The 14,982-nt window shown below is 66.4% G+C and carries 10 protein-coding genes; 1 reads left to right on the forward strand and 9 read right to left on the reverse strand.

The features are described 5' to 3' along the window. Positions 1–46: 46 nt before the first annotated feature. Entirely contained in the window at positions 47–1,504 is a 1,458-nt protein-coding gene (locus tag AC5P5W_RS19585; RefSeq protein ID WP_197574732.1) for a DUF2235 domain-containing protein, read from the reverse strand. 225 nt (positions 1,505–1,729) lie between these two features. Between AC5P5W_RS19585 and AC5P5W_RS19590 the strand changes: the two genes are divergently transcribed. Next, entirely contained in the window at positions 1,730–2,983 is a 1,254-nt protein-coding gene (locus AC5P5W_RS19590) for a M12 family metallo-peptidase (RefSeq protein ID WP_014646083.1), read from the forward strand. A gap of 89 nt (positions 2,984–3,072) precedes the next feature. On the opposite strand, the gene lpxH is transcribed toward AC5P5W_RS19590, so the two are convergent. The 8 genes from lpxH to phoB form a co-directional block, all read right to left on the reverse strand. Further along, on the reverse strand, positions 3,073–3,819 hold the full coding sequence (gene lpxH, locus AC5P5W_RS19595; protein WP_049407506.1) for a UDP-2,3-diacylglucosamine diphosphatase: 747 nt from the start codon (positions 3,817–3,819) through the stop codon (positions 3,073–3,075). Between the two features lie 93 nt (positions 3,820–3,912). Then, complete coding sequence (locus AC5P5W_RS19600; protein WP_032955935.1) at positions 3,913–4,452, reverse strand: phosphatase PAP2 family protein; 540 nt, start codon at positions 4,450–4,452, stop codon at positions 3,913–3,915. Further along, the gene (locus AC5P5W_RS19605) at positions 4,433–5,578 is read right to left on the reverse strand and encodes a glycosyltransferase family 4 protein (RefSeq protein ID WP_049407510.1); all 1,146 of its coding nucleotides are present in this window, start codon (positions 5,576–5,578) and stop codon (positions 4,433–4,435) included. Before AC5P5W_RS19605 ends, AC5P5W_RS19600 begins: the two co-directional genes overlap by 20 nt. Before the next feature lie 169 nt (positions 5,579–5,747). Continuing rightward, entirely contained in the window at positions 5,748–8,672 is a 2,925-nt protein-coding gene (locus AC5P5W_RS19610; RefSeq protein WP_032955931.1) for a TonB-dependent receptor domain-containing protein, read from the reverse strand. Between the two features lie 316 nt (positions 8,673–8,988). Then, on the reverse strand, positions 8,989–10,515 hold the full coding sequence (gene ppx, locus AC5P5W_RS19615) for an exopolyphosphatase (protein WP_032955928.1): 1,527 nt from the start codon (positions 10,513–10,515) through the stop codon (positions 8,989–8,991). Between the two features lie 175 nt (positions 10,516–10,690). Beyond that, positions 10,691–12,778, reverse strand: a complete 2,088-nt coding sequence (ppk1, locus tag AC5P5W_RS19620) for a polyphosphate kinase 1 (protein WP_046429123.1) — start codon at positions 12,776–12,778, stop codon at positions 10,691–10,693. A 4-nt stretch (positions 12,779–12,782) separates the two neighbouring features. Continuing rightward, positions 12,783–14,114, reverse strand: a complete 1,332-nt coding sequence (phoR, locus tag AC5P5W_RS19625) for a phosphate regulon sensor histidine kinase PhoR (RefSeq protein WP_005415460.1) — start codon at positions 14,112–14,114, stop codon at positions 12,783–12,785. Between the two features lie 106 nt (positions 14,115–14,220). Next, positions 14,221–14,910, reverse strand: a complete 690-nt coding sequence (gene phoB / locus AC5P5W_RS19630) for a phosphate regulon transcriptional regulator PhoB (RefSeq protein WP_005408258.1) — start codon at positions 14,908–14,910, stop codon at positions 14,221–14,223. Positions 14,911–14,982 lie beyond the last annotated feature (72 nt).

Genomic DNA, 14,982 nt, shown 5'->3' on the forward strand with positions numbered 1-14,982 from the left:
TAAGTCGTTTGTGCCACAAACGACTTAATCCCCTCCGTCCCCTTTTTCATGCGTTGGGCAGCACCACGCGCTTGCCATCCACGGTGGGCCGGTTGATGTAGAACAGGCCGGGACCGGGCCGGTAGGGCAGTTCGCTGACGCCGGCATCGGCGGCATAGGTCAGGGCGGTGTCGCCCAGCGCGTCGAAATTCCAGTGCGCCGACTGCATCAGGTAGCGTCGGCGCAGCAGCGCCTCCTGGGTCTGGGTCAACGCCTGCCCTGCCACCAGCCGCCGTGCGATCGGTTGCAGGGCCGACGGCAGTTCCCAGCCGGGAACCTCGGCAGCGCTGGCGCGCCAGGTCACGCCGGCATCGATGGCATGCTGCTGCATCACCTGCAGCGCGATCAACTGGTAGCGCCAGTCGATGCGCCGCCGCAGTACCACGGCGGCAGTCACGTACAGCACCGGGGACAGCAGCACGCTGCGGCTGCCGGCGCGGCGCTGCTGCTGCCACTGGTGCCAGACATCCACCCACACTTCCTTTTCGTCCACGCCCAGCTGCTGCCGCCAGCGTTCGGCATCGGCCTGCGTTTCAGCGTAAGCCGTGGTGGCCTGCAGCATCGCCAGCGGGGGAATCTGGTAGTCGGCAACGGCGGGGCGGCGCAGCTGCTGGCGACGTGGGCGGCTGAGCAGCTTGGGGCCTTCCTCCAGCTGGTTGTAGCCTCCGCCGATGTTGGCGTGCACGCCGGGCAAAGCGATCTCGGTGAACGGCGGTGCCACCGTGGTCAGCGGATAGTGCTGGCGATGCTCGTCGCGCGCGGTCAACTGCACCACGCGTGCAGCGATGCCACTGGACAGGGCAAGCTGCGGTTGTTTGTCGGCGCGGCCACCACTGACCGCAGCCACGGTATCGAACAGGCCGATGAATCGCAGCACCGGAAGGGCAGGGGCGAAGTCCGGCGTACAGACCAGGCCGGACGACTGCAGCAGTTGCCGCCAACGCGTGGTATCCCAGCCCTGCAGCTGGTTGGCGATATCACGTGCGGCGGCAGCGCCTCGAGAGAACCCGAACAGATCCAGCTGCACGCGACGCAGCGGTTGCCGCCAACGCGTGGACAGTTCTGCAAGCGCAGCCGGCAGCACCACCTGCAGCGCGCGCTGCACCTTTGCGCGGACGCCGCTGGCGCCGATACCGAACGCCAGTCCGATCAGGTCGTCGTCGGCGTCATCGCGGGTACCGACACCTTCCACGTAGATCGACAGCGAAGGCGTGGCCATCGCATCGCGGCGGCTGTCCGGGTACAGCTGCTGCAGGCGTGCGATGTTGGTCAGGCCGTTGTCGTAGCTGCTGGTCAGCCGGCTCTGGTAGGTCGAATCATCATCCGCACGCAGCTGCGCCGGGCGCGGTCGCGGCTGCTGTGGTCGACCACGCGCGAGGTTGTGCGCGTTGTTGCGGGTGCCATCGAAGAACAGGCCGATCCGCAGCAAGCCGACATCTTCGTCCGTGTCCTGCGATGGTGCCATGTGCTTTCCCCGTCGTGGCTGCGTCACGGTAGCGCGAAAGTGGTGTGTTGGCGAAGTGTAGTGACGCTTTTGACCTGACTGAACGCAGATGCGGTCGATCACAAATCCTGACTTTCATTCCACTCGCCTATTGAATTCACACGAGCCGCGCAGGCCATATGGCCAAACCCGGCAAACCGGGTCGTGCTGCATCAACGCTGTTCACATCATTCAAGGAGCGACGCAATGTTGTCCAGATCGATTGGCAAAGCGGCAGGTGGCCTGGTGTTGGGTTTGTCGGTGGCGGCGGCCGCGCATGCGGCACCGTTGTTCGAGCCGGTGACGGTCATCAGCCGCGCATCGGCAAACAGTGAGCCCGCGCTGGGCAAGCTGCTGGCCACCCCGTCCACCGCGACGGTACAGGAAGTGCGCGTTGATGCAGCCGCGACTGCACAGCCGCAGCTGGAATTCGAACTGCTCGGCCAGCGCGTGCAGGCCGTGCGCAGCAAGGTGGAAGCGCTGCCCGATGGCGGCAGCATCTGGTACGGCCAGTTCCGTTCGCCCTCGGACAAGCTGACCGCGGCCACCTCCAACGGCCAGGACGACCCCGGCAATTCGCTGATCCTGGTGCGCTCGGGCGATACCATCACCGGCTCGATCCGCAAGGATGGAAAGCTGTACCGCCTGCGCCCGCTGGGCAACCGCCACGTGCTTGTGGAAGTGGACGAGTCGCGGATGCCGGCCGACCATCCGGCCGATTACAACCAGCTGCCGAAGATCCCGATGGGCAACAACGATCGCCTCGGCATCGCGCAGGCGTCGTCCGGCACGCCGGCCACCATCCGCGTGCTGGTGGTGGCGACCAATGCCGCCGTCGCCGCCTATGGCGGCAACATGCAGTCACTGGTGCAGCTGGCCGTGGCCGAATCGAACCAGGGCTATGTCAACAGCAACGTCGGCATCACCATGGAACTGGCCCGCTACGAAACCACCAGTTACACCGAATCGGGCAGCTTCGATACCGACCTGGCGCGTTTCCGTGGCACCAGCGATGGCTACATGGACAGCATCCACACCAGCCGGAATACCTACACGGCTGATGTGGGCGTGCTGCTGATCAACAACACCGCCTACTGCGGCCTGGCCTCGGGCATCGGCTCGACGGCGTCGACCGCGTTCGCGGCCGTGTACTGGGATTGCGCGACCGGCTATTACTCGTTCGCGCACGAGATCGGCCATCTGCAGAGTGCGCGGCATGACATCGCCACCGACTCGAGCACCTCGCCCTATGCCTATGGCCACGGCTATCGCTACGAGCCGGCCACCGGCACCGGCTGGCGCACGATCATGGCCTACAACTGCACCCGCAGCTGCCCGCGCCTGAACTACTGGTCCAACCCGAACATCAGCTACAACGGCATCCCGATGGGCAACGCCAGCACCGCCGACAACCAGCGCGTGCTGGTCAACACCAAGGCCACCATCGCGGCCTTCCGCTGACTGTCCAGGCGCCGACCAAGGCCGGCGTCTACCCGAGCGCATGCACCTGCTCTGGTAGATGCCAACCTTGGTTGGCACCTTGCGATCCGTTATTCGCGCGCCAGCGTATCCAGCGTCCAGCCGCTGGCATCCACGCGCAGCACCGAACCCTGTTCGTACCAGTCACCCAGCACGATACGGGTGCGCTCGCGACCACCGGCCTGCAGCGTGTGGATCGCCGGCCGATGGGTATGGCCATGGATCATGGTGTCCACGCCATGGCGCACGAAGGTGGCATCGACTTCGGCCGGGGCCACGTCGGTCACCGACTCGAACTGTGCTCGATCGTCCTGCTTCATCTCGGACTGGCGCGCCTGGCTGGCTTCGCGCGCCTTCTGCGCGAACGCGATGCGTGCGGCCAGCGGCTGCGACAGGAACTGCGCCTGGAATACCGGGTCGCGCGTCTGTGCACGGAACTGCTGGTAGGGAATGTCATCGGTGCACAGCAGGTCACCGTGCTGCAGCAGCACCGCGCGGCCGTACAGTTCGATCATGCACGGGTCGGGCAGGATGCGCAGGCCGGCACGGCGCGCGTAGTCCTCACCGAGCAGGAAGTCGCGGTTGCCGCGGATGAAGTACACCGGCACGCCGCTGTCGGACAGCACCTTCAACGCATCGGCCACCGCATCGGCGGCGGGCGAGGGCGTGTCGTCGCCGATCCAGGCCTCGAACAGGTCGCCGAGGATGTACAGCGCATCGGCGCCGGGCGCCTGCTCGCGCAGGAAGCGCAGGAACAGGTCGGTGATCTCCGGACGGCTGGGGTCCAGGTGCAGGTCGGAAATGAACAGCGTGGTCATGCCCGCATTCTAGGCCATCAATGATGATGGTGGCGCCGCCGGTATTGTGGGGGTCAGATCTCTTTTCCGAAGGAAAAGGATCTGACCCCGGGGCTATACCGGCAGCGGCAGCCAGGTCAGGCTGGCCGAAGCCAGCACGATGGCGATGGCGGTGGCTGCCAGCACATCGGAAGGATAGTGCAGGCCCAGGACCACCCGCGACAGTGCAACGCCACAGGTGAACGGCACCAGCAGCGGCGCCAGCCACGGGTAGTAGGCCAGTGCCACGATGGTGAACGACACCGCATGCAGGGTGTGTCCGGAGGGGAAACTGAACTCGTCCAGCGGCGCCACCCAGGCGCGGATGCGCAGGTCGGCCGCGTAGGGCCGCGGGCGCCGGGTCCAGCGCTTGAGGACCTTGTACAGCAGCAGCGCGGCCAGGCCCGTGGCGGCCATGTGCACCGAGGCGCGCAGGCCGTCGAAGCCGTCCAGCACCACCAGCGCGGCCATCAGTACGTACCAGAACACGCCATCGCCGAGTCGGCTGATGACCGCGAACAGGCGACGCACGCGGCGCCGCCGACAGTAGTGGTTTGCGCGCCGGCACCAGCGTGCTTCGCGCCCGGCCAGCAGCTCAAGCGGCGTAGTGCGCATGGCCGTTCCTCCGCGACTGTGCCAGTTCGGCCAGCAGGGCATCGAACTCGGCCACCACCTGTTGTGGATGCAGGCGCTTCATCGCGCGTGCGGCATTGCCGCCCAGTTCGCGGCGCTGCGCGTCATCGGCGGCCAGTCGCACGGCGGCCTCGATGAACTGATCGTCGCTGTCCACGGCTGCGCCGTTCTCGCCATTGCGCAGGTACTCGCGCGCGGCGCCGTAGTCGAAGGCCACGGTGGCCACACCGCTGGCCATGCTTTCCAGGGTCACGTTGCCGAACGTCTCGCTGCGGCTGGGGAACAGGAACAGATCGCCGCTGGCGAAGTGCCGGGCCAGCGCATCGCCGCGCTGGATGCCACAGAAGATGAAGTCGGGGTTTTCATGTGCCAGCTTCTCGCGGGCCGGGCCATCACCGACCCACACGAAGCGTGCCTTGGGCCGGATCTGCTGCAGCCGGCGGAATGCCTTCACTGCCAGGCCGAGGTTCTTTTCAGCAGCGATGCGGCCGACATAGATCGCCACCAGGCCGTTGCCATCCACGCCCCATTCCTCGCGCAGCGCGGGATCGCGCCGGCCTGGATCGAACTGCTGGCTGTCCACCGCGCGGGCCAGCAGGCGCACGCGCTCGAAGCCCTGTTCGCCGAGGAACTGCTGCAGCTCGCGGGTCGGCACCAGGGTGGCATCGGCCTGGTTGTGGAAACGGCGCATCCAGCGCATGGCTGCGGCCTGCAGCCACGCCACGCCGTAGTCGGGCAGGTACTCGTCGAAGCGGGTGTGGAAGCCGCTGGCGACCGGAATGCCGAGGCGGCGCGCAGTGCGCAGTGCCGACCAGCCGAGCGGACCTTCGGTGGCGATGTAGACCGCATCCGGGCGTTGTTTCTGCCAATGGCGGCCCAGCCGGATCGGTGCCGGCAGTCCGAAACGCAGGCCGGGGTAGCGGGGCAGGGCGGCGCCGGGAACCAGCAAGGTGCCAGGTGCCGAATCCAGCGCTTCGCTGGACTGGCGGGGGCGGACCAGGTCGATCTCGTGCCCGGCTGCGCGCAGACCTTGTTCCAGCCCCTGCACGGTGAGGGCGACGCCGTTCACTTCCGGTGGATAGGTCTCGGTGACGATGGCATAGCGCATGGCGGGCCTCCGGGTTTCCGGCATGCTCGGGCCTGGCGATGTAGCCGACATGACCGCTTTGCGACCATCAGATGACGGCGGCGCCGGCCAGCGCCTGGGCGCGGCGGCCAATAAAAAACCACGGCCCCGAAGGGCCGTGGTCGTCATGCTTCCGTCACAGCGCGATGGATCAGAAGCGCTGCTGGTACTTCATGTAGATGAAGCGGCCGATATCGTAACCACCGTAGTACGAGAAGGCCGAGTTCGGCTTGCTGTACATGACCGGGCCGGTCTTCTCGAACACGTTGTTGGCACCGACCGACACGGTGGCGTCCCACGGCAGCGAGTAACGCACCTGCACGTCGTGGAAGGTGACCGCGCCGCGCTCGTTGTAGTTGCGTGCGCCCTTGTACCACGGTGCGTACACACCCGGATCCGAGCACTCGTCCGGGTACAGCGCGATGTTCGAGCAGGTTTCCTTCACGCCCGAATAGTAACGCGCGGTCCAGCTCGCGCCGAAGTTGCCCCGCTCGTAGCCCAGCACCAGGTTGGAACGGACGCGGAAAGCGCTGCCGATGCCGTTGGTGACGATCGGGACGATCGAGCTGTCGTTGGAGGTGCGGTAGGTCGCACTGGACACGTAGGTGGTGGCCGAGTTCACGTTGAACTTGCCGAACCGGGTGTCCAGACGGTAGCTCACGTCCAGATCGTAGCCTTCGGTTTCCATGAAGCCCGCGTTGCGGTTGCCGAACTTCAGGTTGGTCACGATGCCGGTCACCGGGTCACGCTGGAAGCGCGAGCAGCGCGCGTCGATACCCGATTCGTAGCAGTCCTGCAGGATCTGGGTCGGCGTGTCGGCGATGATCGTGTTGTCGATGCGGATCTTCCACCAGTCCAGCGAGGCGTTGAAGCCCTGGATGAAGCTCGGGCTCCAGACCAGGCCCAGCGTCTTGCTGGTCGAGGTTTCCGGCGTCAGCAGCGGGTTCGACCCGGAGGTGAACGGCACCGGGGTCGCGTCCGTCGAAGTGTTCACCGGGGTGCCACCCTGGCGCAGCTGGCGGAAGGTATTCGCATTGGCGATGTCGCGTGCGCAACGTGCACGGACTTCCGCGCTGGAGGCCGAGGAACCGAAGCGGGTGTCGCACGGATCGCTGAACTGCGCGAAGGTCTCCGAACCACCACCGAACAGGTCGCTGATGGTCGGTGCACGGAAGCCCTCGGCCCAGGTGCCACGCACCATCAGCGAGTCGATCGGCTTCCACTTGAAGCCGAACTTGCTGTTGAGCGTGTTGCCGAAGGTGTTGTAGTCCGAGAAGCGGGTTGCGCCATTAAAGGTCAGTTCCTTCGCGCCCGGCAGGTCGGCCAGCACCGGAACGTTCACTTCCAGGTAGGCCTCGTTGACGGTGTAGTCACCGCCGGTCGGGCCCGCGGCCAGGTTGGTGGTCGCGCCCGTCTGGGCCAGGGCATCCGGGGTGTACTTGCCTTCTTCCTTGCGGCTTTCCACGCCGAACGCGAAGCCCAGGTCGCCAGCCGGCAGGGTCACGATGCTGCCAGCGATGTTGGCAAAGAAGTTCTTGGAGGTGGTACGGCCCTTGGTGATCTCTTCCGGGAACAGCCACGCCTGCAGTTCTTCGTTGCCGTACAGGCCATCGGCAGCCGTCGTGCCGTACGGCACCAGCGGGTTCCACGGCTTGCACACGTCATAGGAGATCGGTGCAGCGGCGGTGCCGCACTGCACCTTGCCGGTGGCGGCGTTGTAGAACGACGGGCCGACGCCGCCGGCGACGCGACCCTTGTGCAGGTTGCCGGTCGCCACCGATTCCAGTTCATTGCGGTTGTACTGGTAACCCACTTCCCAGTCGAAGTAGCGGCTGCCGATCTCGAACGAACCGTCGAACGACGCCACCGCGCGGTAGGTCTTCAGCTCGCTGGTGGTCACGCGCGGCACTTCCCAGGTGCGGCGGTTCCATGCCACGGCGGTCGGGGTGGCATACCCGTGCTGGCGGCCGAACGGATTGAAGTAGCTGTTGATCGACATCGAGCCGACACCGGCGGTGCTCGACTGCAGCGGATAGCCCGCGATCTGGCGGGTGGACTCACGCTGGTTGTAGCCCAGCTCGGTGCGGAAGTTGACGTTGTCGGTGATCTTGAAGCGGCCGTCGAAATAGACCGAGTCGCGCTTGACCGGATACATCACGTGCATCTGGTCGTTGGCGTTGCTCACGTCACCGGTGAACGGCGTGCTATCGGTGAGGTGGTAATTGGCCGGGTTGGTGGGATCGGCGCCGCGGTTGAGGGAATAGCCGCAGCCCGCAGTGGCGGTACAGCCCGGGCCGCGCAGACCGGTGAACTGGCCGTACTGGCTGATCGTGGTCCAGTTGCTGCTGTCGTACGGATGGCGATCGGTCATGCCGTACTTGCTGAAGCCGCGATCGCGCGCCCACACGCCCTTCTCTTCGGCATGCTCGGCGGACAAGGTCAACGACACGCGATCGTTGCTCCAGCCGGCGACCACGTCGAAGCGGTCACGTGCGCCGTCGCCCTGGCTGTACTGGCCGTGATAGACGTTGGCGGTCACACCGGTGACATTGGAGCGGGTGATGATGTTCACCACGCCGGCCATGGCGTCGGAGCCATAGATCGCAGAGGCGCCGTCCTTCAGCACCTCGATGCGCTCCACGGCGGACACCGGCAGCGTGGAGATGTCCTGGTAGCCGGACGTGCTGATGCCCATGCGCTTGCCGTTGACCAGCACCAGCGTGCGCTGGGTGCCCAGGTTGCGCATGTCGATGTAGGTGCCACCCGCGTTTTCACCCGCGGTCAGCGCATTGGCGCGGCTGATGGTCGGGCTGCCCATCGCGGTGACGTTCTGCAGGATGTCGGCAACCGAGCTGAAGCCCTGCTTTTCGATGTCGTTGCGGCTGATCGCGAACACCGGCTGGGCGGTTTCCACGTCCACCTGGCGGATGCGCGAGCCGGTGATCTCGATGCGGTCGAGGTTGGTGGGCGTTGCGTTGCTGCCGTCCTGGGCAAACGCGGGCAGGGCGGCCAACGTTGCGGTGGTAGCCAGGGCATAGCGGATGGCCTGCCCCAGTGCGGTGGTGCGTGAAGTCATGGCGAGCTCTCTCTCTCAGGTCGTGCACAAGACGCCAAAGTGGGCGTCGAAGGAGCCAGCTGGGTTGATGACCGAGCCGGTGACCCGATAGTAGTCTCGTTAGTTAATGCTCTGTAAAGAGTTCGTATCGATTTATGTCACGGGACACCCCCATCCTTCACAAAACGTGAACAAAAGCAGGCGCTTACGTGAGAGGTGCGATACGCGATACGGTGCCGTCGTGATGCGAAGCAGCACAAAAAACCGCCAGACTGCGCAAAGTGGGGTGCGAAGTGCGTCACTCCTGCTGTCCTGTGGACAACAGGCGACGGCGTATTCAGGCTACGAACGGACGGAACTGGATGCCCAGCCCGGCGATCCCGTCGGTCTCGCCGATCAGGTCGGCGCGCAGCAGCGGACGGGCATCGATGAATGCCTGCGGCACGATCAGCGACAGCCGGTTGTCGTCGGCGGTCAGTTCCAGCGCCGGCAGCGGGTCGTCCTCATGCGCGCGGTTGAGCAGCACCGCCAGCCGCAGCAGGGCCGCCAACCGGCGCGCGGTCAGCAGCAGTCGCTCGGGCAGGGCGTCGAAGGCGGTCTTGGTCACGCTGCGGCGATGGCTGCGCACCAGCGCGGCCAGCATCTGCTGTTCCTGGCGGGAGAAGCCGGCGATGTCCGAGTGCTCCAGCACGTAGCTGCCATGCACGTGGTAGCCGCTGTGGGCAATCATCAGGCCCAGTTCGTGCAGGCGTGCGGCCCAGCCGAGCATGCGCGCATCATCGGCATCGAGCTTCCAGCGTTCCTGCACCTGCTCCAGCAGTGACAGAGCGGTGTCCTGCACGCGGTCGGCCTGTACCGTATCGATACCGTAGCGCTGGCTGAGCGCGGCCACCGATTCATCGCGCAGGTCGTTCTCGCCGGCACGGCCGACGATGTCGTAGAGGATGCCCTCGCGCATCGCGGCCTTGCTGACCAGCAGCTTCTGCAGGCCAAGTGCCTGGAACGCCGCTTCCAGCACCAGGATGCCGCCGGCGATGATCGGGCGGCGGTCGCTGGACAGGCCCGGCAACTGGATGTCGTCGATCTTCTTGGCCTTCAGCAGCTCATCGCGCAGTTGCGGCAGGGCCTCGGCGGTGATCGCGCCCTTGCTCAGCTTCATCGTCGCGCAGATCTCGCTGATCGCCTTGTGCGTGCCCGAAGAACCCAGCGCCTCCTGCCAGCCCAGCGCGCGGTACTTGCTGGCGAAGGGCTGGAACTCGCGGCCGATCTCGGCCAGCGCGTCCTTCCAGCGCTTCTTGCTGAGCTTGCCGCCGGGGAAGAAGCGCCGGGTGCTGGCGATGCAACCGGCCTGCAGGCTTTCGCGCTCCAGGGTCTGCATGCCCATGCCGATGATGAATTCAGTGGAGCCGCCACCGATGTCGATCACCAGCCGGCGCTGGCCGGGCTTGGGGGGTTGCGCGTGGGCCACGCCCAGGTAGATCAGGCGGGCTTCTTCGCGGCCGCTGACCACTTCGATGGCGTGTCCCAGTGCAGTTTCGGCCGGGACCAGGAACGACTGGGGAGAACGCAGCTGGCGCACCGTGTTGGTGGCCAGCGCGCGCACCCGATGCGGCGGCACATTGCGGATGCGCTGGCCGAAACGGGCCAGGCATTCCAGCGCGCGCTGCCGTGCGGCGGAAGACAGTCCGCCTTTGCCATCCAGCCCGTCGGCCATGCGCACCGTCTCGCGCAGGCGGTCGATCACCCGCAGCTGGCCGAGCGTGTAGCGCGCGATGACCATGTGGAAACTGTTGGAGCCAAGGTCGATGGCGGCCAGCAGGTCGCCATCCTGCAATGCGGGCGGAGTCGTGGAGGTATGCGGCATGGGCGAATGTTAGCCGAAGCGGCGGTGTGCTCGTCACCGCGCGGCCTTCACATTCTGGAAGGAGGCGTGCAGCAGGATTGCAAGGGGTCAGATCCCTTTCCCGCAGGAAAGGGATCTGACCCCGGGCGACCGCTGATCGAATCCCGACCAGCGGTCGGGATCCACCGGGGCAGGACTACAGCCCCTGCATCAATGCCATCTGCGCAGAATGCGGGGCTTCGTCGTGCGCCGGCGCACGCTTGTGGTAGAGGCCGTCGGCGTCCAGTTCCCAGGCGTTGAGGTTGTCGTCCAGGTAGTTCTGCAGGACCTCGCGGTACACCCGCTTGGCCAGTTCCGGATCGAGGATCGGGAAGCAGGTCTCGACCCGGCGCAGCAGGTTGCGTTCCAGCCAGTCGGCGCTGGCGCAGTACATCTCCGGCGCGCCGTCGTTGCCGAACCAGTAGACGCGGCTGTGCTCCAGGAAGCGGCCGACGATCGAGCGCACGCGGATGTTGTCCGAGACACCCGGAACGCCCGGACGCAGGGTGCAGGCGCCACGGATGATCAGGTCGATCTGCACGCCGGCCTGCGACGCGGCGTACAGCGCGCGCACCACCTGCGGTTCGTTCAACGCGTTCATCTTGGCGATGATCCGCGCTGGGCGGCCGGCGGCGGCGATGCGCGTCTCGCGCTCGATACGGCCGAGGATGCCGGTGTGCAGGGTGAAGGGCGACTGCAGCAGGCGCTTGAGCTTCATCTTCGAGGCCAGCCCGGACAGCTGCTGGAACAACAGGTGCACGTCATTGCCGATGTCCGGATCGGCGGTGATCAGGCTGATGTCGGTGTACGCGCGGGCAGTGCCGCTGTGGTAGTTGCCGGTGCCCAGGTGCACGTAGCGGCGCAGCTTGCGGCCTTCGCGGCGCACGATCAGCAGCATCTTGGCGTGGGTCTTGTAGCCGACCACGCCGTACACCACCTGCACCCCGGCCTCCTGCAGGCGATCGGCCAGGCCCAGGTTGGCCTCTTCGTCGAAGCGCGCACGCAGTTCGACCACTACAGTCACATCCTTGCCGTTGCGCGCGGCCTGGATCAGTGCGTCGACGATCAGCGAATCCTTGCCGGTGCGGTACAGCGTCTGCTTGATCGCCAGCACGTTGGGATCGATCGCCGCCTGCCGGATCAGGTCCAGCACCGCGGTGAAGGCATCGAACGGGTGGTGCAGCAGCAGGTCCTGGCGCGCCGTGGTCTCGAAGATGCCGTCGCTGTCGCGCAGCGTGCGCGGGGTCATCGGCGGGTACTTCAGGTCTGGCTGCGCGATCAGGTCGTACAGCTGGATGATGCGGTTGAGGTTGACCGGGCCGTCGATGCGGTACACCGCGTTCTCGGTCAGGCCGAAATTCTGCAGCAGCGTGCGCACGATCTCGCGCGGCATGTCGTGGGCGATCTCCAGGCGCACCGCCGGCCGGTAGCCGCGGTCGACCAGTTCGTCGCGCAGCGCCAGCGCCAGGTTCTCCACTTCCTCCTCGTCCACCACCAGCTCGGAGTTGCGGGTGACACGGAACTGGTAGGCACCCTGGACTTCCATGCCCGGGAACAGCTCATCGACGAAGGTCGACAGCACCGAGGACAGGAACACGAAGTTCTGCGATCCGCCGAGCTTCTCCGGCAGCTGGATGATGCGCGGCAGCGAGCGCGGCGCACGCACGATCGCCAGGTGGCCGGCGCGGCCGAACGCATCGGTGCCCTTCAGCACCACCACGATGTTCAGCGACTTGTTGAGGATCTTCGGGAACGGGTGCACCGGGTCCAGGCCCAGCGGCGACAGCACCGGCATGATCTCGTTGCGGAAGTAGGCGCGCAGCCAGCGCCTCTGGCGGTCGGTCCAGGAATGGCGACCGAGCACGCCGATGCCGGCCTCCATCAGCGCCGGGCGCAGCGTCTCGTTCCAGCAGCGGTACTGCTGGTCCACCAGCTCCGCAGCGCGGTCATGGATGGCGTTGAGGATGGCCTGCGGGCTCATGCCGTCCGGCGCCGGCGGCAGGCCGAATTCCTGCGCGTGGCGCACGGCGGCGGCACGGATCTCGAAGAACTCGTCGAGGTTGGTGCAGGAGATGCACATGAAGCGCAGGCGCTCCAGCAGCGGCACCTGCGGGTCCATGGCCTGCGCCAGCACGCGGAAGTTGAAATCCAGCTGCGACAGCTCGCGGTTGATGTACAGCGACGGGTCGCGCAACGGATCGTTGTCCGGGCTCACGGGGAGGGGGAGGGATCCGAGGCTGCTCATGGCGTCATTCTTCGATGGAGGTCAGGGGGGCGGACTCGCGCGGGCGCACGTGGTCGGCATCGAAATGGCAGGAGAACACCGAGCCCTTGCCGACTTCGCTTTCAATCTCCAGCCGTGCGTGGTGCAGGCCGAGGATGTGCTTGACGATGGACAGGCCCAGCCCGGTGCCGCCGCTCTCGCGCGAGCGGCTGCTGGACACACGGTAGAAACGTTCGGTCAGGCGCGGCAGGTGGGTGGCGGGAATGCCGTAGCCGGAATCGCGCACCGCCAGCACGGCGCCGTCGCCTTCGCGGCGGAACTCCACCGCAATGCGGCCCCCGGCCGGGGTATAGCGCACCGCGTTGGTGACCAGGTTGGAGAAGGCACTGTGCAGTTCCTTGGTCGAACCCTGCAGGTCGACACCGGCCAGATCATCGATGCTGATCTGGTGGCGGCCCTGGCTGTGCGCCTCGGCCTCGCGGCGCAGGGTCGCCAGCATCGGCTGCATGGCCACGGTCTCTTCCTCGCTGTGCTCCTGCGATTCCAGCCGCGACAGGGTCAGCAGGTCTTCCACCAGCTGGGCCATGCGCTGGCTCTGCTTGCGCATTTCTTCCAGCATCGGGCCGGTGCCGGGGAAGTCCTCCGGATCCATCATGTCCAGGTAGCCGTGGACCACGGTGAGCGGCGTGCGCAGCTCGTGTGAAACATTGGCCACGAAGTCGCGGCGCACCTGTTCCAGGCGCAGCAGCTTGCTGACGTCGCGGGCGATCAGCAGCCAGTAATCCGACGAATAGGGAATCAGGCGCAGGTTCAGGCGGATCGCCGGATCGACCGGCGAGGGCACGTCCAGGATCGGTTCGGCATTGCGGCCACCGGCCAGCCAGTGGGCCAGCGGCATCGGCTGCAGGCGTTCGACCAGGGCCTCGCCAAGGTCGCCGGGATGGTGCAGGCCGAGCAGGGCGGTGGCCGCTTCGTTGAACCACTGCACGCGCTGGCTGTTGCGGTCCAGCACCACCACCGCGTCGGGCAATGCGGCGGCGGCGGCGCGGTAGCTGCGCAGCATGTCCAGCAGGCGGCGCTTGCGCACGCGCATTTCCACCTGGTTGCGATACAGCAGGCGGTCCAGTTCGTTCCAGACGCCGGTGCCTTCTTCGGCGGTGTCCCAGCGCTGGCGCGCGGTCAGCCGCCGCAGCACGCTGCGCAGTCGCCAGTAATGCCAGGCCAGGGTAGCCAGCGCGCCCAGTGCGATGCACAACCACAGATGGCCCGTGAACCACCCCACCAGTCCGGCGAACAGCAGTACCGCGGCAACGGTGGCCAGGGTCTTCAACCAGGCAGAGCGGATGTGGCGGGGCATTGCGGTCTCGTCGTTGAGGTGCGGCGGTTCACTGGAGTGAACCAAGGGTTATAGCAGAGTTGCCGGCACCGGCACCCGCAGGTGCGCGGTGCCGGCACGACGAGACTCAGGTGGCAGTGGAGAACCGGTAGCCGGCGCCGCGCACGGTCTGCACCATGTTCTCGGCGTTGAACGGTTCCAGCGTCTTGCGCAGGCGGCGGATATGCACGTCGATGGTGCGCTCCTCCACGTACACGCTGCCACCCCATACATGGTCCAGCAGCTGCGCGCGGGTGTAGACGCGCTCCGGATGGGTCATGAAGAAGTGCAGCAGGCGGTATTCGGTCGGGCCGATCGGCACCGGCTGGTCGTTGGCGAACACGCGATGGGCGGCGCCGTCGATGCGGATCGGGCCGACTGCCACGCTGCCGTCCTCGTCGTCCTCGCGGGCACGGCGCATCACCGCACGGATGCGCGCCAGCAGTTCGCGCGCCGAGAACGGCTTGACCACGTAGTCGTCGACGCCGGCTTCCAGGCCACCGACGCGGTCGTTCTCTTCGCCGCGGGCGGTCAGCATGATGATCGGCACTTCGCGGGTCAGCGTTTCCTTGCGCCAGCGACGGGCCAGGTCCAGGCCGCTGGTGCCGGGCAGCATCCAGTCCAGCAGGATCAGGTCCGGAACGCGGTCGGCGATCGCGGTCTGGGCCTCCCGGGCATCGCCGGCGTGGACCGGTTCGTAATCGCCCTTACGAAGGGCGAAGGCGACCATTTCACGGATCGCGGGCTCGTCATCGACGATCAGGATGCGTTTCTGCACGAGGACACCGTAGGGCTCGGTTACTGGAGTGGTGCCAGTAGACTACGGTTTGATGACATGTTTGTGACTGCC

Source organism: Stenotrophomonas sp. YJH_SMC_123 (assembly GCF_059368215.1).